Annotated in this window: 25 protein-coding genes; 7 read left to right on the top strand and 18 right to left on the bottom strand. The window is 43.1% G+C overall.

The features are described from left to right. Positions 1–268: 268 nt before the first annotated feature. Positions 269–532, bottom strand: coding sequence for a phosphocarrier protein HPr (locus tag E4U82_RS10320; protein ID WP_135110118.1), 264 nt, complete (start codon positions 530–532; stop codon positions 269–271). 205 nt (positions 533–737) lie between these two features. Here E4U82_RS10320 and deoD point away from each other — a divergent pair, with 205 nt between their 5' ends. Continuing rightward, entirely contained in the window at positions 738–1,445 is a 708-nt protein-coding gene (gene deoD / locus E4U82_RS10315; protein ID WP_135110117.1) for a purine-nucleoside phosphorylase, read from the top strand. An 88-nt stretch (positions 1,446–1,533) separates the two neighbouring features. On the opposite strand, the gene E4U82_RS10310 is transcribed toward deoD, so the two are convergent. Continuing rightward, entirely contained in the window at positions 1,534–1,824 is a 291-nt protein-coding gene (locus E4U82_RS10310) for a hypothetical protein (protein ID WP_135110116.1), read from the bottom strand. A 103-nt stretch (positions 1,825–1,927) separates the two neighbouring features. Between E4U82_RS10310 and E4U82_RS10305 the strand changes: the two genes are divergently transcribed. Both E4U82_RS10305 and E4U82_RS10300 read left to right on the top strand, forming a co-directional pair. Further along, positions 1,928–2,527, top strand: coding sequence for a biotin transporter BioY (locus E4U82_RS10305; RefSeq protein WP_135110115.1), 600 nt, complete (start codon positions 1,928–1,930; stop codon positions 2,525–2,527). 149 nt (positions 2,528–2,676) lie between these two features. Beyond that, positions 2,677–3,150, top strand: a complete 474-nt coding sequence (locus E4U82_RS10300) for a divergent PAP2 family protein (RefSeq protein ID WP_135110114.1) — start codon at positions 2,677–2,679, stop codon at positions 3,148–3,150. A 91-nt stretch (positions 3,151–3,241) separates the two neighbouring features. On the opposite strand, the gene E4U82_RS10295 is transcribed toward E4U82_RS10300, so the two are convergent. From E4U82_RS10295 to E4U82_RS10280, 4 genes are all read right to left on the bottom strand, one after another. Continuing rightward, positions 3,242–3,898 (bottom strand): 3D domain-containing protein, encoded by a 657-nt coding sequence (locus E4U82_RS10295; RefSeq protein WP_135110113.1) that lies wholly within the window; start codon positions 3,896–3,898, stop codon positions 3,242–3,244. 376 nt (positions 3,899–4,274) lie between these two features. Then, on the bottom strand, positions 4,275–4,586 hold the full coding sequence (locus tag E4U82_RS10290) for a YuiB family protein (protein WP_135110112.1): 312 nt from the start codon (positions 4,584–4,586) through the stop codon (positions 4,275–4,277). Positions 4,587–4,674: 88 nt separating this feature from the next. Beyond that, on the bottom strand, positions 4,675–5,895 hold the full coding sequence (locus tag E4U82_RS10285; protein WP_135110111.1) for an NAD(P)/FAD-dependent oxidoreductase: 1,221 nt from the start codon (positions 5,893–5,895) through the stop codon (positions 4,675–4,677). A 136-nt stretch (positions 5,896–6,031) separates the two neighbouring features. After that, complete coding sequence (locus E4U82_RS10280) at positions 6,032–6,520, bottom strand: hypothetical protein (protein ID WP_209300559.1); 489 nt, start codon at positions 6,518–6,520, stop codon at positions 6,032–6,034. Positions 6,521–6,611: 91 nt separating this feature from the next. On the opposite strand from E4U82_RS10280, the gene E4U82_RS10275 reads away from it, so the two are divergent. After that, on the top strand, positions 6,612–7,598 hold the full coding sequence (locus E4U82_RS10275) for an NAD(P)/FAD-dependent oxidoreductase (protein ID WP_135110109.1): 987 nt from the start codon (positions 6,612–6,614) through the stop codon (positions 7,596–7,598). 208 nt (positions 7,599–7,806) lie between these two features. Here the strand turns inward: E4U82_RS10275 and E4U82_RS10270 are convergent, their stop codons facing one another. Both E4U82_RS10270 and E4U82_RS10265 read right to left on the bottom strand, forming a co-directional pair. Further along, positions 7,807–8,163 (bottom strand): HesB/IscA family protein, encoded by a 357-nt coding sequence (locus tag E4U82_RS10270; protein ID WP_135110108.1) that lies wholly within the window; start codon positions 8,161–8,163, stop codon positions 7,807–7,809. A 128-nt stretch (positions 8,164–8,291) separates the two neighbouring features. Then, a complete protein-coding gene (locus E4U82_RS10265) occupies positions 8,292–8,615 on the bottom strand; it encodes a YuzD family protein (RefSeq protein ID WP_135110107.1) in 324 nt (107 codons plus the stop codon). 189 nt (positions 8,616–8,804) lie between these two features. Here E4U82_RS10265 and E4U82_RS10260 point away from each other — a divergent pair, with 189 nt between their 5' ends. Further along, positions 8,805–9,029 (top strand): NifU family protein, encoded by a 225-nt coding sequence (locus tag E4U82_RS10260; protein ID WP_135110106.1) that lies wholly within the window; start codon positions 8,805–8,807, stop codon positions 9,027–9,029. Positions 9,030–9,078: 49 nt separating this feature from the next. Here E4U82_RS10260 and E4U82_RS10255 read toward each other — a convergent pair whose 3' ends face one another. Then, positions 9,079–10,041 carry a 2-hydroxyacid dehydrogenase gene (locus tag E4U82_RS10255; RefSeq protein WP_135110105.1) on the bottom strand — a complete coding sequence of 321 codons (963 nt, stop codon included), beginning with the start codon at positions 10,039–10,041 and terminating at the stop codon, positions 9,079–9,081. Positions 10,042–10,151: 110 nt separating this feature from the next. Beyond that, a complete protein-coding gene (locus E4U82_RS10250) occupies positions 10,152–11,129 on the bottom strand; it encodes a protein kinase family protein (RefSeq protein WP_245183554.1) in 978 nt (325 codons plus the stop codon). Between the two features lie 75 nt (positions 11,130–11,204). On the opposite strand from E4U82_RS10250, the gene E4U82_RS10245 reads away from it, so the two are divergent. Continuing rightward, on the top strand, positions 11,205–11,717 hold the full coding sequence (locus E4U82_RS10245) for a phosphatidylglycerophosphatase A family protein (protein ID WP_135110103.1): 513 nt from the start codon (positions 11,205–11,207) through the stop codon (positions 11,715–11,717). A gap of 218 nt (positions 11,718–11,935) precedes the next feature. Here E4U82_RS10245 and E4U82_RS10240 read toward each other — a convergent pair whose 3' ends face one another. Together E4U82_RS10240 and E4U82_RS10235 are read right to left on the bottom strand one after the other, a co-directional pair. Next, positions 11,936–12,706, bottom strand: a complete 771-nt coding sequence (locus tag E4U82_RS10240; protein ID WP_135110102.1) for a TIGR01457 family HAD-type hydrolase — start codon at positions 12,704–12,706, stop codon at positions 11,936–11,938. 26 nt (positions 12,707–12,732) lie between these two features. Then, positions 12,733–13,170, bottom strand: coding sequence for a DUF86 domain-containing protein (locus E4U82_RS10235; protein ID WP_135110101.1), 438 nt, complete (start codon positions 13,168–13,170; stop codon positions 12,733–12,735). Positions 13,171–13,272: 102 nt separating this feature from the next. Between E4U82_RS10235 and E4U82_RS10230 the strand changes: the two genes are divergently transcribed. Beyond that, positions 13,273–13,542, top strand: a complete 270-nt coding sequence (locus E4U82_RS10230; protein ID WP_135110100.1) for an SAV0927 family protein — start codon at positions 13,273–13,275, stop codon at positions 13,540–13,542. A 43-nt stretch (positions 13,543–13,585) separates the two neighbouring features. Here the strand turns inward: E4U82_RS10230 and E4U82_RS10225 are convergent, their stop codons facing one another. The 6 genes from E4U82_RS10225 to E4U82_RS10200 form a co-directional block, all read right to left on the bottom strand. Then, positions 13,586–13,906, bottom strand: a complete 321-nt coding sequence (locus E4U82_RS10225; protein ID WP_135110099.1) for a hypothetical protein — start codon at positions 13,904–13,906, stop codon at positions 13,586–13,588. A gap of 21 nt (positions 13,907–13,927) precedes the next feature. After that, on the bottom strand, positions 13,928–14,629 hold the full coding sequence (locus tag E4U82_RS10220) for a VWA domain-containing protein (protein WP_135110098.1): 702 nt from the start codon (positions 14,627–14,629) through the stop codon (positions 13,928–13,930). A 3-nt stretch (positions 14,630–14,632) separates the two neighbouring features. Continuing rightward, positions 14,633–15,007 (bottom strand): hypothetical protein, encoded by a 375-nt coding sequence (locus tag E4U82_RS10215; protein ID WP_135110097.1) that lies wholly within the window; start codon positions 15,005–15,007, stop codon positions 14,633–14,635. Between the two features lie 159 nt (positions 15,008–15,166). After that, entirely contained in the window at positions 15,167–16,600 is a 1,434-nt protein-coding gene (locus tag E4U82_RS10210) for a vWA domain-containing protein (protein ID WP_135110096.1), read from the bottom strand. Positions 16,601–16,712: 112 nt separating this feature from the next. Then, complete coding sequence (locus E4U82_RS10205) at positions 16,713–18,134, bottom strand: STM3941 family protein (RefSeq protein ID WP_135110095.1); 1,422 nt, start codon at positions 18,132–18,134, stop codon at positions 16,713–16,715. A gap of 169 nt (positions 18,135–18,303) precedes the next feature. Next, positions 18,304–18,462: an SMI1/KNR4 family protein gene (locus E4U82_RS10200; RefSeq protein WP_245183555.1), complete on the bottom strand. Its 159-nt coding sequence runs from the start codon at positions 18,460–18,462 to the stop codon at positions 18,304–18,306. Between the last annotated feature and the right edge of the window lie 579 nt (positions 18,463–19,041).

The raw sequence follows: 19,041 nt of genomic DNA, 5'->3' as shown, positions 1-19,041 counted from the left end.
CAAGGCGATCTTTCCTTGTTGAATGTTAGTTGAGCCGAATCGGGCTTTTAAGGTCAGTTAGCCACCGCTCTTTGGCGGGTTACTGACCTTTACATGCGGGATAAAGCGAAACTTCATTCTGTGAAACGGTTTTTTCACTGAATGTTAGTTGAGCCGAATCGAAACATCACATGTTAAAAAAATGATAATGGAGCCAGGGGGCATTCACCCTGGCTCCACCATTTCATGGACACGTGTTGCGTCGGGAAAGTATGATCAATTTCGGCAATTATTCACCAAGATGTTCGTTTACTACCTCGGTAACACCTTTAATCGCTTCTGCTTCATCCCCGCCGGTTGCGGTAATTTTTACTTCAGCATCTTTAGGGATTCCTAATGACATGACACCCATAATCGATTTAAGGTTAACATCCTTGCCATTATATGAGATCTCGATTTCCGATTCAAATTGTCCCGCTTTATTGACCAGTAATGTTGCCGGACGTGCATGCACCCCGGTGTCCGCTGTGATTGTGAACGTTTTTTCCTGCATTGATTTTCATCCTTCCAAAATATAAATTCCTAACGTATGTATTCCGCTTACAATGAAATACTATACATTATTATTATATACAATAATGGCGGTTTTTGAAATATAAAAGCAACAAATCCTGTGTCATTTTCGTGAAATTTGTCTTTAAACAGCCGATGTGGTACCGTGATTTTGAATGAATTTGTATGCAGGAGGTTCGTAAAACATGAGTGTACATATAGGTGCAAATAAAGGTGACATAGCTGATAAGATTTTGCTGCCGGGTGATCCGCTAAGGGCAAAGTTCATTGCCGAAACATTTTTAGACGATGTGACGCAATATAATCAGGTACGCGGTATGTACGGTTTTACCGGCACATATAAAGGTGAACGGATCTCCGTTCAGGGGACCGGCATGGGCGTTCCATCCATCTCTATTTACGTGAACGAGTTAATTCAGGAATATGATGTGCAGAAATTGATCCGTGTTGGTACGTGCGGAGCCATCCAAAACGATGTCAAAGTCCGCGATGTTATTCTGGCTCAAGGCGCAACAACCGATTCACAAATGAACCGTATGAACTTCAACGGAATTGATTATGCGCCACTAGCCGATTTTGAATTGTTAAAAAATGCATACGATACCGGCAAGGAACAAGGCTTGAATTTACAAGTCGGGAATGTATTCACCAGTGATACATTTTACCGGGATAATGCCAAAGACGTCAATGAGCTACTGGCCCGATACAATGTTCTGGCAGTCGAGATGGAAACAACCGCATTGTATACACTTGCGGCCAAATTTAGCCGTCAAGCACTTACGGTTCTAACCGTATCCGATCATATTCTCACAGGCGAAGAGACGACAGCCGAGGAACGCCAGACAACCTTCCACGACATGATGGAAGTTGCGCTTGATACAGCCGTAAAATAAAATGAAAGCTCATTCAGCAGGTATAGTTTCCTGCTGAATGTTTGTTTAGTTCAATAGAGAGCGTATATGTGGGAATATCCACACCGTCCTAGTTGATGTTCACCCTCCTATCATCGATGTTCGGTTCACTATCGCTGATGTTCGCTCCTCTACCGTTGATATCCGCCTCACTACCGTTGATCTTCACCCTTCTACCATCGATACCAGCCTCACTACCGTTGATCTTCACCCCTCCACCATTGATGCCAGCCTCACTACCGTTGATCTTCACCCCTCCACCATCGATATCCGCCTCACTACCGTTGATCTTCACCCCTCCACCATTGATACCAGCCCCTCTACCGTTGATGTTCACTCCTGCCCAAGGGATGCTGACCACATCTAAGTGACCACTATTCCACCCTTCTTGTCAACCTACTTAAAAAGTGGTTGACAATTAATTGGATTCTATTTATGATCATTTATAAAGAGGAGGGCTTAGATTGAAAAGACTACGCACAATTGACTTAACATTTGGCGCCGTCTTTGTTTGCCTGATGGCTATCGGGGCAAACATTACGGTATGGTTTCCATTCCTTGCCTTGCCGATCGGCGGTGCAACTGTACCTTTATCCCTGCAGACATTTTTCGCCACCATTGCTGGACTGATGCTTGGTAAAAGGCTTGGGGCCATTTCGATGATAACATATATTTTAGTCGGCATGGCAGGCGTTCCGGTGTTTGCCCAAATGAAGGCTGGACCGATGCAACTGATCTCCCCGACCGGCGGGTTTATTATTTCCTTTATAGTCGTGGCGTTTTTTACAGGTCTGATTGCTGAGCGAAGCAGTAAACCTTCCGTTCCAAAGTACGGATTGGCAGCCGCTATTGGACTGGCTTTTAATTATGGGATCGGGGTTACCTATATGTATGCTGCCATGAATACGTGGCTCGAATTAACCATTTCCTACAGTGTTGCATGGAGCAGTATGATCCCCTTTCTGGTAAAGGATATAGGTTTAGCCTTCCTTGCCGCCTTGTTTATGGTGAGCCTTGTCAAGCGCGTCCCATCACGGTGGCTATCAACTGTAAAAGCTTCCTGACCTAGCCGGCACCAGTTATGCCACCGGGAAAATCAATTCAAATCAGTTCATGCTTTGTTTGTCAAAATAAACCCTGATTATGCTAAAATGATTTTATACATTTAAATGGGTCGTTTTGGTTTAGACGACAGAGAGGATGTCCTTCATTCATGGACTTTTTTGCAAACTTCCCGCTATGGGCAGCGTTATCTGCTATTGTTTTCGCGCAGGTCATTAAAATTCCGATCCGGCTGGTTGCGACTCGTGAGTTTAAACCCAGTCTGGCTTTTTCAACAGGCGGTATGCCAAGCAGTCATTCCGCTGCTGTTGCGGCACTGACGACTGGTGTTGGTATTGCTGAAGGAGCAGATTCAGTCATGTTTGCCATATCGACTGTTTTCAGCGTAATCATCATGTTCGATGCTTCTGGGGTTCGCAGACAGGCGGGTGAACAGGCGATTGTGGTCAACCAATTAGTGGAGGATGTCCAGTATTTTATGGAAGGTGCGAAAGACTGGAACCGAAAAGAAGTTTATCAAAAACGAAAAGAATTGAAAGAGCTTCTAGGCCATCAGCCGATTGAGGTGTTTTTCGGCGGGGTATCCGGCATAGCCATTGCCTTTTTCCTTTTCCAGTTTTATTAAAAATACTACAGCGAACGATGCCGTGGCGAGGTTAAAATTATATCTTCCCTTTAGAAATAGCCGCCTCACCTTACCGTGAAGCGGCTTTTCTTCAGCTTTCAGTAATCTGGTTCCGGAAGACTTGCATCGACTCGTTTTCATTCAGGTTATTCAACGTCTCTTCGGTCAGTTTCCCGTCACCTTCTTCAATAATATAAACCTCAATTTCCTTTTTGCCCCATTCGGAATACACATCTTCAACCGTCTCATAATAGAGATCGATTTTGTTTCCATTAATGGCACCGCCTTTATCGGCAACAACGCCATACCCATAGTCGGGAATGTACATGATGGTGCCAAGCGGATAAACATCCAGATCAGCTGCGATAGTAGAGTACAAGTCTCGTTTCACTTGTACGCCTGAATACGTGATACCATATTCCGGATGATCAGCCGTTTTACCGGTTGATTCCACTCCGGCAGTATACCCCGTCGCCATAACCGTAGCACTTGGATATTGCTCTGTATTGACATACTCTTCCAACGTTTTCGGTCCTTCAATATATTCGCTGGAAATATATCGTTCTTGTTGTTCTTTAATATTCAATCCCTTTTCCTTTACCGCTACTTCTTTATGTTCGGCTTCACCTTGTGGTATGGCGGCCGATACGGTTTCATTTTCGACTACCCAGGCTTTCACATCTGTCAGGGTAACATTTGAAATGGACGAAAATGTTACGTACAATGCCCCTAGAAATAACAGCGACATCATGGACCTTCTCAATAAAGCTAACTTATTCAATGATAACACCTTTCCGGCAGCATGCAGATTTTGCTGTAACAGTTCCGCACGATAAGTCCGTCAGACTGTCATCCTTGAAATAACTGCCTACTTGGACAGTGTTACCAAATCATCATTTAATATACGATAAAATTTTAAAAATTAATGCATGAGATTAGCCGTCCGATTATTTTTCGGAAAAAATTAAAAAGATGAACGAAAACCATTCATCAGTTGCTTGGCAGCCTTAGTAAATGTTCAAAACGGAATCAAACCGGACGTTGGGACACCCATTTATATCAAATGACATCAATAAGCGTTAACCCGCTTTATATGGGTTAACGCTTCTCTTTTTCCAACCCTGCTAAAACATTTGGTATCCGTTCTTGCGCAAAAACTTAATCACAAACCCGGAAACAATTGTCCCGGCAAATCCTGCCCCCAGAATGCTTATATCAGCAATGGTTATCTTCGTCAATCTGGAAAATGCTGTGGCAAATGACTCCCCTGGCGCAGTAAAATATGCCGTTGTGGAGATATTATCAACAATCATCAAAACAATAATCGGATAAATCCAAGCCATGAGCCAAGTACGGCGCAGCAGCATATTTAATATAAATGCCAGTCCAAAAAATATGACAAAGAACAATATAACAGAAACAACAAACTGTATCAACGCTGTATCTCCCTTCGCCTATGCATACAGCCATCATTTTATAACAAATAAGCGAAAAAGCAAAGACAGCAAGCTTGCCGTTTATACTCTAATAAAAAATATTGAATTTACCCTTCCGCATTAACAATCCAACCCCTCCTAATTTCAGCAGATAGCGGTTATCAATGATTTTTTTCATAATGACTGCTTTCCAGCCAAACAACTTCCAGTTATTGAAAATATCACCGATTGCGTCGCCACGACCAAGAGACGCGACGGTTCCCAGCAGATTCGGTTCAAATGACTCAAGTTCCCCATTTCCCTGTACAAGTGTTTTAACATTATTTGCAACCGTTTCGGCTTCCTGAATGGCGATTTGGGCAGTTGGTGGATAAGGTTTGCCAGTTTGTTCGTTCATAATCAATGCACAATCACCTACTGCAAATACGTCATCCTGGTCCGGTGCGCGCATATCAGAACGCACTTCAATTTTACCGCGATTGTGCTCAAAACCCGATTCTTCCACAATGGAGTTAGCACGCACGCCTGCAGTCCAAATGGTCGTATATGTTGGGATTTCTACTTCTTTCCCGTCTTTTTCATAGATAACTCGATCCGCCTGACATTCCTTCACCATAGCCCCGGTCATGAATTCGACCCCGCGTGATTCAAGTGAGTTCATGGCATATTCTGCCAGCTGCGGGTCAAAGCCGGGCAGAACGGTTGATTGTCCTTCTATATTAATAATTCGCACCATTGATTTATGAATATCATATTCTTCACAAAGTTCCGGAATCCGGTTTGCCAATTCACCCAGAAATTCAACACCTGTAAACCCACCGCCACCAATAACGATATTGAGCCTGCCTGGATTTTTTTCATCTTCATGGTGATACATGGCAAAATTATATTCCAGATGTTCTCTGATGAGCCGGGCATTATTAATATTGTCAATCGTAAATGCGTGCTCTTCCAATCCAGCAATGCCGAACGTCTCCGCTTCAAACCCCAGCCCAATGACCAGGATGTCGTAGGGCACTTCACCGTTCTTCAGTTTAACTTTCTTTTTTTCTGGTTTAATCGAAACGACCGTGTCCAATACAAACTGAACTTTATCCATATTCACGACATCCTTAATAGGAATTCTCGTCCGGTCATGGTGCAATGTACCCGCCGCATTTTCGTGCAGCCAGGTTGTCTGATAATGATAATCGAATTTATTAACAAGCGTTATCGTTGCTTCATTACTGTTCAGGATTTTTTGCAGCTTAACGGCTGTCATGACTCCCCCATAGCCGGCACCTAATATGACAATGTCCGGTTTCTTCATGATCACTTCCACCTTTGCAAGTCTATTTATCTTTATATAAGAACAATCCATTACAAGAAATGATTTTGTAACACAACTGTAATCCATTCCATATCTTATGCTTTTTCCGATCATGTTTCAAGACGGATCATGTCATTCAGTCAAATCCGACTTTTCTCAATTTAATGATGCATCCTGGACGACTCTTCCGCTCTTCTGCCGATTCTTCCGCTCTTCTGCCGATTCTTCCGCTCTTCTGCCGATTCTTCCGCTCTTCTGCCGATTCTTCCGCTCTTCTGCCGATTCTTCCGCTCTTCTGCCGATTCTTCCGCTCTTCTGCCGATTCCTTTGCTCTTCTGCCGATTACTCCGCCTCTTCTGCCGATTCTTCCACTCTTCTGCCGATTCCTCCTCTCTTCTGCCGATTTCTTTGCTCTTCTGCCGATTACTCCTCCCTTCTGCCGATTCTTCCGCTCTTCTGCTTCCTGTTCACCCTTATAATCGAAATGAATCCGGAAAAGGGGGCATCTTCTAACAAAATTTTTATATGCCCCCTCATGAGAAAATGTTTCGATTATAGATATAAAGAGGGGCTGATTGCGCCCGCCAGAAATTTCCTGGCCGTTGCATTTAATGGATGATATCACGCACTGCAGTTGAATCAATACACATATACGACCAGTTTATGGTACGATAAGCGTGGTGTATTCATGAAAACTAATTAATGGGGGGACATCCATGTCAAATAACATATACGACATAACCATTATTGGAGCTGGTCCCACTGGTCTGTTCACCGCTTTTTACGGTGGCATGCGCCAGGCAAGCGTTAAAATAATGGAAAGTTTGCCACATACTGGCGGGCAATTGACAGCCCTGTATCCAGAGAAAGATATATATGATGTTGCCGGGTTCCCGAAGGTTCGGGCTCAGGATTTAGTGGACAACCTGGAAGAGCAAGCGAGAATGTTTGACCCGACCATTGTTTTGGGGCAATCCGTTGAAGGTGTGGAGCGCCTCGAAGACGATACATTTAAATTGACTTCCAACACTGGCGAAGTTCACTATACCAGAACGATGATTATTACGGCAGGCAATGGCGCATTTCAGCCACGGCGTTTGAATGTTGAGGGCTGTGATCAATTTGAAGGTGTGAATTTACATTATCATGTACAGGATATGCACGCCTATCAAGGGCAGCACGTCATGCTCCTTGGCGGCGGTGATTCGGCAGTGGACTGGGCATTAATGTTGGAGCCGATTGCCGAAAAAGTAACACTGGTACACCGGCGGGACAAGTTCAGAGCACACGAACACAGTGTTGAACGATTGATGAATTCCAGTGTTGACATTGCAACGCCCTACATACCGACTGCCATCAGCGGTAACGGAAAGGTGGAAAGTGTTACGTTAAGCGAGGTTAAAGGGGATTCAATAATGGATGTCAATGTTGATGCAGTGCTCTGTAATTATGGCTTCGTATCAACGCTCGGTTCCATCAAAAATTGGGGACTCGAGATCGAAAAAAACAGCATTGTGGTTAATTCGCGGATGGAAACGAACATCCCGGGCATTTACGCGGCCGGTGACATTACCACCTATCCCGGAAAAGTCAATCTGATCGTTACCGGATTCGGGGAAGGACCGACAGCGATTAACAACGCCAAACAATACATTGATCCGAAAGCACGCATCCAGCCAAAACACTCAACAGCAATGTTTTAAATGGAAGGCTTGGAAATGACTCCAGGCTTTTATCAATGTATTTGTTACGTCTCCATCAAAGCCGCCGAATGGTGGAGAGCAAAGTTCACGATTGACCTGTCCGACATTCTCATGTCTGTACAAAATCCTGAATCTGCCTATTAATAAACGTCGCATTTGCCTTGCTTTTCAGCAAATGCGACGTTTTCCAAAATCGAATTCTTTTGTTTCAGCATTTTTCCGGTGAACCTACACGCCGGTCCGTCCTGAATGAAGACCCACACCCACATGATACAATGGCATTCGGATTATCGATTGAAAATCCGCCTCCCATCATGTTTTGCTTGAAATCAATGGTTGTTCCTTCAATAATCGGAACGTCCTGCTTATTGATGACAACCGGGATGCCATTTATGTCCTCAACCATATCCAATTCTTCATTCACATCATGATCAAACCCCAATGAATAGGAAAGCCCGCTGCAACCGCCGCCTTGTATACCAAAACGCAGACGGGCGCCCGTTTCCTCTTCCTTCATCATCTCTTTTACCTGACCGGCAGCGCCTTCTGTGATTGAAATAACCATATTGATATCCTCCTTTACGAGATTTAGTCCATTCAATTGTTACTATTAAGTATACAAACTATGAGGCGATGAATCAATGATTAGACCTCAGGGAGTCAGGGCGTCTGACCCCCTGTCAATGAAAAATCCTATTGACCAACAGCTCCATGTTTGTCCAGCTCCCGGTAAATCGTTTTTAACCTTGGAATGCCTTCAGCAACAATTTCATCATTAATGAGAACCAGCGGGTAAAAAAACTCATCATCTAAAATACGCTCTGCTAATTTCTGGTGCTGTTCATTGTCTGGAGGCTGTTCAATATCAATATACTCATATGAGATGTTACTATCACGATATTTTCTGCCGATTGCCGCCTGCAGCCACTCATAGGTATCCCATGATCCAGGTGCACCGACACAACTAGCACAAATCTGTTCTGCCCCTAAAACCGTAATCAGGATATCGTCAGTCATTTCAGATCCCCCTAATCTTGTCATTAATTTCATTTTACAAAAAGCCTGATGAAAGATACAATAAAAGTAACTGAAAGAATAAACGAATGGATGGATTTTTTAAGCCATCCCCCGTATAATGATAGTAAGATAAATGTGTTCAAAAACTGATAGTGATTTGAACAACCTCTGGAAAGGAGCAGATGGATTATGCAAGAGCAAGTACAGGAAGTATTAACCAAGCTCCGCCCGTTTTTATTGCGCGATGGCGGTGATGTCGAACTGATTGATGTGGATGATGATGGCATTGTTCTTATCCGTCTGATGGGCGCTTGCGGCAACTGCCCAAGTTCCACCATTACACTAAAAGCCGGAATTGAACGTGCACTGCGGTCCGAAGTTCCTGGCGTTACAGAAATTGAACAAGTATTTTAAAATAGATATGGAGGAAGGCAGACAATTAAGAATCTGCCTTCTTTTTTCATCAATTGACCGGGGTAATCACCCGCTCTCCATTCATAACAGCTTGCAGGTTATCAAAGCAAAGCTCAATCATGCTGGTCCTGGTAGCTGCACTTGCTGAACCAATGTGTGGGAGACAAACGACATTGTCAAGCCCTAAAAGCGGATGTTCCGGGGAAATCGGCTCGTTTGTAAACACATCAAGCCCGGCAGCTCGGATTTCTCTGCTTGTTAGAGCTTCATACAATGCTTGCTCATCCACCGTTCCGCCGCGGGAAACATTGACAAAAACGGCCGATGATTTCATTTGCTTAAAAGCATCCTGATTAAATATTTCGGATGTTTGTTCCGTTAATGGAACCAGTGATACAACAAAGTCTGCCTCCTGGAGCAGTTCAGGGAAATCGCTGTAAAACGCCCCCAATTCCTGTTCTGCATGGTTCTTCCTTGAACGATTATGGTACAAAATGGACATACCGAACCCCTTGGCTCGTCTCGCTACTGCCTCTCCTATTCTGCCCATACCGACAATACCGATTGTTTTGTCGTGAATATCAGATCCGGCCAGTAAATAGGGTGCCCAATAGTCCCACTTGCCTTCGCGGATATAATCAGCTGCTTCCACTATCCGGCGTGCTGTTGCCATCATCAGCGCAAATGTTAAGTCCGCCGTGGTTTCTGTCAGAACATCGGGCGTGTTCGTCACAACGACACCATGTTCACGAGCGGCATCGACGTCGATGTTATCATAGCCAACCGCCATGTTCGCCACAATTTTTAAATGTTGGGCAGCAGCAAGGAACTCCCGATCAATCGATTCAGTTATCAAACATAACACACCATCAGCAGCGGCCACTTCACGTAAGAGCACATCCCGCGGTACAGGCACGTTTTCCTTATCCCACATGCGAAATGTGAACGAATCCTGGTAGGGCCGCAGCAACGCATCAGGAATTTTTCGGGTTATATAAATGACTGATTTCATGACGTTTCACTCCATTCTTTTCCGCAAATAACGGGCGGTGACCCCCACCTCAGGACATTAAGTGAAACCAGAGAAAGGCAACCGCCCGCAAATGGCCAATTAATTAGGCTCTACAGCCAGTGTAACACAGGAATCTGTAGTTCTTCACAATGAATGCCGGCATTTTCAAAAAATAATCCCAGTCTTTTTTCATATTCAGACTGCTGCTTCATAATGGTCGACAGTTCTGAATGCGCAGCGTCGTGATGGTCAGCAGCAAAACCACGTTCAATCAGATCAAATACATGGATCGGGTATAGGAGACGTGCATACAATAATCGCCAGCTAAAAATGGATAAAGGCCTTACGTGCTGATAATCATCTAAAAACGCACGTATCTCGCGCATCGGATCACCTTCCTGCAATAACTTGTTGCGGATATATTCCGCCAGGTCCCTGGTCGGGTGGTCGTAAGCCAGATCATTCATCCATAGCACGCGGTTTTCAAGCTGCGCGTGATACCTTCTAAATACAATAGTACCCTGATCCGCTTCGTGAAACCGCTGTTCGGATTCGCTTTCCTGCATGTATTGGATTGCATTTTCGCTTATGCCAATTACATATGGCAAAAAATCCATCAGCGTACGGTAATAGGCGTTCGGGTGATCATTCGCTGCCGTCACTATTCTTTCTTCATATGCTGTTAGCTTTTCAATCCATAAAGTCCGCCATTGACCATAACTTGAAATGGCCTGTGGTTCATACTGGTATACCGAACCCGTCGCATGAAAACGAGCCAGTTGTTCTCCGCCGAATGATGTTTCAGGAGCAGTATTCTTTACCCGCAGTACCATCCAGTAACTGTCATGATATGGTGTATACCACTCACCCTGGTTGTTTGGTACAGGTATGGCCATGTGGTTGTAATGATTTTCCTGCAAATAATAAGCTAAAGCTGCTTGCTCCATATGTATGACTTCCTTCTGTTTGGCAGAAATGGTAAAATAAACATAATTCGCATCTTTAAAGCCTTCCGTGCCATACCACACTGTTTTTTCTGGTGCCTGGATGCCATAATATGCTGCTAAGAAATCTCTCAATACGGACACTCCTTTCTGTACGATTACTAATATATATGTCAGGAAGCGCTCCATTTTTACTATTTAAAAGAAAAGGTGATTATAGTGGATAATAATACGAAGAAAACCAAATTGGAAATGAAAGCACGTGAATGGCTGTCAGATCGCGGTGTTACCATAAACGATATAGCAGATCTTGTGTATTACCTGCAGGCGGACTACCATGATAATCTGAGCATGGGGGACTGTCAGTTCAACGTGGAACAGGTTCTTGGCAAAAGAGAAGTGCAAAACGCTCTGTTAACCGGTATTCAGCTGGACCGACTGGCCGAAGAGAAAAAACTTGACGAACCCCTCCAGCGAACCATTGAGATTGACGAAAGCCTGTATGGCATTGATGAAATCGTTGCGTTTTCGATTGTCAATGTGTATGGATCGATTGGGTTCACCAATTACGGTTATATTGATAAACAAAAACCGGGCATTTTGAAACACCTAAATGATAAATCCACAGGAGAGTGCCACACATTTCTGGATGATATCGTCGGGGCCATTGCGGCTGCCGCATCAAGCCGGCTTGCACATGCCGCGGCAGATGATGAATTATTGGATGAGTAAAAAGGTGTAGTGCTCCCAGACGTTTCGGACACTTTCGGAGTGTGTTTTAGCCTTGAGGGACTTTCTATCCGACGTTTTGGACACTTTCGAAGGGCGTTTGGGCGTTTAGAAGCCTTCTATCCGACGTTTTCATAACTTCCGATGGCTATTCGGGACTTGATAACTTCATCGTGCATTAAAAAAGACTGGCAAGTTAACCAAGTCTTTTTTTGCACATATCAAATATATTCAATCCACGATTTTAAATCACGGACATGATAAGTCGGCATTTTGTCAAAAGTTGATAAATCAGTATAGGGCGTTACACCGGTGAATACCATCAGTGTATCCAACCCGACATTAATCCCGGCAAGAATATCAGTATGGTAGTTATCACCGACCATCAATGTTTCATGTTTTGCCGTTCCAAGCTGCTCCAATGCCTGTTCCATAATAATGGATTCCGGCTTGCCGATAAAAGTCGGGTTCACACCGGTGCTGACCGTCACCACGGAAGTAAGAGCACCATTACCGGGTTCCAGTCCGCGTTCGGTCGGCAATGCCACATCACCATTTGTGGAAATGAAGGCAGCCCCATTGCGAACTTCCCGGCACGCCCCGGATAATTTCTCATAATTGAGATCTCTGTCGATGCCAAACACGACCACATCACAATCTTTTTCAGTAATTGTGTGCCCTTCTTGATTCAATGCGTCATAAAGTCCTTCTTCACCGATCACATAACAGCGGGCACGATTGTTCAGCTGTTTGATGTATTTGGCCGTGGCCATGCTTGAGGTGAAAATATGTTCAGGCGTGGCGTGGATTCCCATTTGCTGCAGTTTATCGGAAACCTGCAGTGGTGTTTTAGACGAATTATTTGTTAAAAATAAGTACGGGACCCCCTTCGATGCCAATGTGTCCACGAATTCAGCGGCGAATTCAATCGGCTCATCGCCCCGATACATGGTTCCATCCAAATCAATTAAATAGGCGCTGTAGTTTTTCATATTGTCCATCACCTTCTTAAAAAGCCTTATTCATTGGTAAACGCATTGGCAACGCCCATCTCATTATCCAAATAATGTCTGATATGTGAACTGAATTGATTCAATGTATCCTGATGTGCCCAAATCGTATCGGCTAACAGTTGATGGTCGATCGTTAAATAGTCCTTAACCACCATTTTCCGGAGCCCAATAAGCGCTTTATAATCCTCTTCATCGTTTTCAGGAAGAACATTTTCATCAATCAGTATATCGATAATATCATCAAAACTGCCGGGATCGCGCATTATAAAGCCATCGATCATCATATTGCCGACATCAAGCATCGATTCAATCACCATATGTACAGTGCGTTCGAGATATAATTTTTCCGCAAACGTATCAAATGAATGCCTGCTCACTTCAGCCAACAGCCTGTCCACATAGTGTAATGTTTCTTCAATCTTCTTTCGATCAACAAAATACATCGCTAACCCTCCATACATTTCTTCCATCATATCATTAAAAAAATGAACGGCGAAACAAAACATGATATAGTAAAGGAAATAGCCAATTTCGGAGGGAAACACGTGGAAAATAAATTCAATTATCTAAAAGACGAGGTTGTAACGAGGAAAATCAGATACGTTAGTTTCATGAGCAGGCTTAAGCGTTACGATTTTGCATTCATGAAAAATGAAGAAAACCCTGACAAGTATACCGTCATCCATCTGCAAAAAAACCGCTTTGCCGTGCTGAGTAAAGACGACCTGGCTAAAAAAGGCGAAATCGAGCATACCTTTCATGAGTCGGAAATGGAAGCTGATGAGATACGGGCGTTTTTGCGGGGAGTTTTGTAAAGAGACAGGGAAGCTGCCATTCGACATCTTCCCTGTTCCATATTCAATCACTTTTCCCATCATTAGCGGTGTTGTCCTCAAATTTTTCATTAATGGACTTCCTGGCTTCGTTAATATTCTGTTCACTGATTTCTTCCAATGTGACTTCCAGTTCATCAACTGTTTCGTCGATTTCGTCGATAACAGCTCTCCTTCTGCTTTTCAGTTCCATTTTCTGGTCAAATGTAATGACTTCAACATCTTCCATGACATTACCTAAACGATTGAGGTTATTGCTGGTACCCATGGTGGTGAATGACCAATCGTTATGCAGACCCATAATATCAAAACTGTTATCCACTTCCATCGCATCTACATCTCTCATCGCATCCTTTTTCCAATCTTCCTAGGCCTCCAAAACCTCTTCGGCACGCTCAAATTCCTCTTGAAGCTGATCCTGGTCATCAGCCTTTGCAAAAATGCCGCCTGACACATCGGCCATTTGTTCCAACTGCTTTTGTGCTTCGGCATCTGTCTGGAATCCAATAATATTGATGATTGGCTGAGCATTTGACTCAGACAGTGATTCAGCTACCTCTACAGGATCGCCGCCACACGTTTCGATTCCATCGCTGACAACATAAATCAAATTGGTGTTATTTTCGGCATCAAATTTCTTCAGCGCGTCCTCTGATTGTTTCAAAGCATCTGCAAGCGGCGTCCATCCTTTGGGATCAAACTGGCCCAGCGCATCCTGAAAGTCTTCTGATGAATCAAAGCCGTATACCTGTTCAATAGCACCGCACGACATTTCTTTGTCACTATCAGCACCCGTCCCCTTATGGCCATAAACGCGCAAAGACACATTTACTTCTTCCGGGGCTTGTGCCAAAAATTCATCAATTGATTCCTTAGCAAGATTCATACGGGTTTTTCCGCCTGCATCTGCCGCCATACTGCCACTCGCATCAAGGATGACCTCAATATTATAGTTTTCTTTGAAATGATAACGCTCATCAGGTAAATCCGGGTTGCCAAACGATGCGAACTCCCATTTCTTAATGGTATCTTGCGGATTCGGGTAATTTTCAGCCACAAGCCAATACATAAATCATAAATATGTCTCATATTCCTCGTCAGTGGGATTGTCACTCATTGGTCCCAGTTGTTCAAATTCTTCTTTAACCTCTTGTTCTAAATCATATATACTTTCGTCCCCTGCAAAAGGACCAGATGTTTGCTGCGCTAATCCCTCTACATCTGTGGGGATTGGCGAGAGATCGTCGAGCCCGATTTCCGAAGCCGCTTTTGTATCTTGATCTTCTTCATCATTCGCTTCAGCTGACTCATCGTTATCATCTTGGCTATTCTCACTCTGTTCTTCTTCCGGCTCCGATTGCGACGCTTCATTTGCATCGTCACTGCAGGCAGCCAATATAACAATTGACAATACGGCGATCATTGATAAAAGCCATTTTTTTCGCATGTAACCAGCCCCCCTCATTATCTTAATTGTTTTTAAAAATTGAAAGTCTATTATCCCGAATCCCTGTGACGATAATTATACCGGTAGTAAATCACCCGCTCCTTTATAGTAAAAGAATACTGACGATGGACAGGGAGGGGTATGCATATCCCCCCAAATTCAATCAACGGCTTCCTCATATCGTTTTTCTATTTCATCATATTTCTCAAAAAACTCATCCCGATTGGATTCAGCCAATTCCAGATACTGTTCCCGGGCTTCGTCTGCAATGTTCAGATAATAGTCCCGATACTCACCTGAGTATTTCAAATAGACATCCCTTTCAATTATTTCATTGTCATGCAAATAATTGTTAGCAGCTTTTAAATTTTTATGTTCGCGGCTCATACGACTTTTTTGTTCATTATGCCAATCATGCAACTGGTGCTTTAGTGTATCGTTCAGTTCATGAACGGTTTCTTTCGCATCACTTTGCCAATCTGACCAGATTTCCGCCATATCCACAGTCTGTTCAAATTCCGCGGTAAGATCTTCCTGGCTTTTCGCATTCACATATCTGCCTTCAGAGGCCTCAGCCATGTCTTTAAGCTGTTTCAGTCCTTCATTATCGACCTGATAGCCGATAATATTCACAACGGGATCGATATTCGAATCATTCAGTGACTCGATCGTTTTTACAGGGGAACCGCCACATGTTTCAACACCATCACTGACAACATAGACAATGTTTGTGTTGTTCTTTCCATCATATTCCTGAAAGTCTTCTTCCACTTGTTCAATCGCTTTAGCCATAGGTGTCCAGCCGGCCGGTTCAAATTGATTCAGCGCATCGGAAAATTGATCACTGTCATATGTACTCAGGGGATAAACTTCTTCAACTTTAGAGCAGGATTTTTCCTTGTCAGCATCACTGCCAGTTCCGACATGTCCGTAAACCCGGAGTGAAATATTGGCTTGTTCCGGCAAATTTTCCACAAACTGATTAATCGATTCTTTGGCAAGTGCCATTCTGGTCTCCCCATTCTCGAGGTTCGCCATACTTCCACTGGAATCCAAAAGAATCGCAACATTATAGTTTTCTTTTAGCTGAACGGATTCAGAATCCCCGCTTTCCGGACCATTTAATTGCATGGACTCCCATTGATCAAGTGGAACATCCACCTTGCTTAAATCTTCTTTAAATAACGAAAACAAATAGCGTTTTACTTGCTCTATCTCTTCATCAGAACTATCTTCGGTTAATTCGGGAAAATTATCAAGCACTTTTCTGACTTCATCGTGTTCTGCAAATTCCCTCGAATAAGTTGTATCACCGGAGAATTCACCAACAATTTCGTATGACGCTGATTCGGCAAAAGATGATGGTATGGCAGGATAATCTTCCATGTTTTTCGTCTCACTATTTGCCTTATCTGCGGATTGCGTGTCATCTTCATCGCTTTCACCTTTTGTCCTGGCATCTTCACCCTGCTCTTCATTCTCCTGTTCCTGCTTTGGTTCGGATTGCGATTCTGCATCCTCGTCATCACCGCAGGCGGCTAATAGGACGATTAGGAGCAGAGTAACTCCCAACAAGAGCCCCTTTTTACGCATAAATATAACCTCTTTTCATTTTTTATTTAACACGGGGATCTAGTAGCTATGATTTCGTGTGTAAGAACCCCTTGCCCCGTTTCACATCAGATCACTTAACATTCAAATTGTATTAACCGCTGTCCCGGACCCGTTCATCTTGGCTTTTACTGGACAGATGATACACCAACCGGCGCAAACTTCCCTTCCCCCATAAATAAAAGAGGTAACTTGGCAGCAAGAACAGTGGAAGCGACAATAGAAATAAAGCAACGGTCCCGGTATATTCATCTTTCACGTTCCATGAGATCAGGAAAAATTGAATCAAAAAACAAATGCCGATTCGCCATAAATACGCAACCAGACTTGAAAAGTAACTTCTATTGTCAGGATATAATGCGACATAAACAGAAAAAGTCACACCATATAACATAAAAGCTGTTAATACTAGAAAGTCCTCGATTGCCAGGGCGAGCAGAATAAAGGCAAGCACCTGCATAACGACAACATTTAGCGGGAAAATGGCAAAACGCATAGAAAACGACCTTTTACCTGTGGCTTTCGCATCTTCTCTGCTTTCTCTTGTCATGGCCTGGTGGCGTATGGCTATAAAAATATAATAAAGAATGCCCAATGGCGCTATAACAAGACTGAAAAGGTATAGTAATAGATGAACGAAAAATATGAATCTGTAAAAGAACATGGAAACAGATGACTCGTCTTTGTCCATTTTATACCTGAGCCGGAATCCCAGCAGAACATCCCAGATGACTTTTGCGAAAGGATACAAGATGAACGAAGCGACAAGCAACGGTGTATTGCCTTCATCATCTGACCAATGAAACATGAGAAACGCAGCAACCGTCAGCAGCAGACTAATCCCATACGATTGCAGCAGATATTTACCGTTCACCTGACTGCGGGCCTTTTGTCTCTTTTTATCGGCTTTCATTTGCCGCCGGATGCCGTGTTGTCTGTTAAGGATTGATTCCGCTGTCGCAGCTTCATTCACGGCATCATAAAGTTCATGAAAAGACTCGCGGGCTTCAAAAGTACGTCTGTCCAATTCGCGCACCAATCTGTTCCGATCCTTGCGCTTAACCTGCCCCCATCCAATATTGAACGGCCTATAGTTCATCACATCATTCATTTTATTAAACCATAAGGCAGCTTTGGACATCCGGTCACGGTATTTTTCTTCATCATGCAACATAATTTCTATGATTTTATTAAAACCAACACTTCGTATATCATAGCCTTCGATATCTTCCCATCTCAGGGGGACAGCGTTATTGGATGAGGCGCCGATTATTAATACTTCTTCGGTTAAAATGAGGTAAGGTTTCGATCCAAAAATCGTTTTAAGTGCCATAAAGATCAAAAAGCCAAAAAACACTGCCAGGGCTGCTCCTAACCCGCTCATTAAAAAGTCCCCTTCTTTAAAGGCAAAGACGCCAACCACAGCACCCATCGCCATAAAGACCGAGCACATAAGAGACAGGAAAATATTTTTAATCCTTGGTGGATAAAAGTATAATGTTTGGGCGCTTTCCATAGTACCCTCCAGATGACCTGATCGATAAGTATATCCAGTATAATGCAAACAGATTTCTAATAGAATATATTACCACACCAATTGCGGACCAGAAACCCAACCGCGGAAAGGAAACAGCAGCACCAGAATTATTACATGTTAGTATATACTTTAGAATATTTGCCTTTTGTTAATCCAAATTATCAATTGCCTCTTGAAAGCTATCTTGTAAATATTCATCAAAAGTTGTATATCTGGTTACTTCTTTTTTGCTTATATCATCCCAACGAATAATATTATATTCCCCTACTGTGTTTAAGCAGTAAACAAACTCATCAAAATCTTCAATAATAACGTGTTGCTGATAAAAGATGAACAGATAGCTTAGATGAATAATAGATAGCAGCTTGCCATCCTAATCCTGTTTCATTGGGTTTCAGTATCTGATAGAGAATCCAATATTAACTATATCACGGGCAGCATTCAGACCGGCAAAACCCAATTTTCCTCTTTAATATATTAACGGGTCTTCATTAAATTGCAGAAATGCCTCTAAATCACCCGGAACCTCTTTCCAAATGGTACTGATAATCATTTGAAAAGACGACCCACAATTTTGGTTTCCTCATTTTTTTGCTCTAATCTCTTCAATCAATCAAATACTTTTTCCGCAACATCCCTTTTATTAACTTCGGAAATATCAAGATTCAAATACAGAACAAATTCATGCATGAACTGGTCCGGGATTTTCATCCTTATATTTTTGTAACGTGGTAACGCTTCTTTTTCAGGCGTATATCCACTAGGAGCCTTGGACAGAAGTATTTCAAAAAATCCCGCTTCATTTCACTACAACCTATTTTTATGTAAAAAAATGGAAATGATTTAAAAAAGGGTATGCCAAATAAGCTTCACGTTTATGTCATTT

This window comes from Lentibacillus salicampi (assembly GCF_004565465.1).
Lineage (GTDB): Bacteria > Bacillota > Bacilli > Bacillales > Amphibacillaceae > Lentibacillus > Lentibacillus salicampi.
Note: the sequence above shows the minus strand (reverse complement) of the source record. Positions and strands in the feature narration are given on the sequence as shown.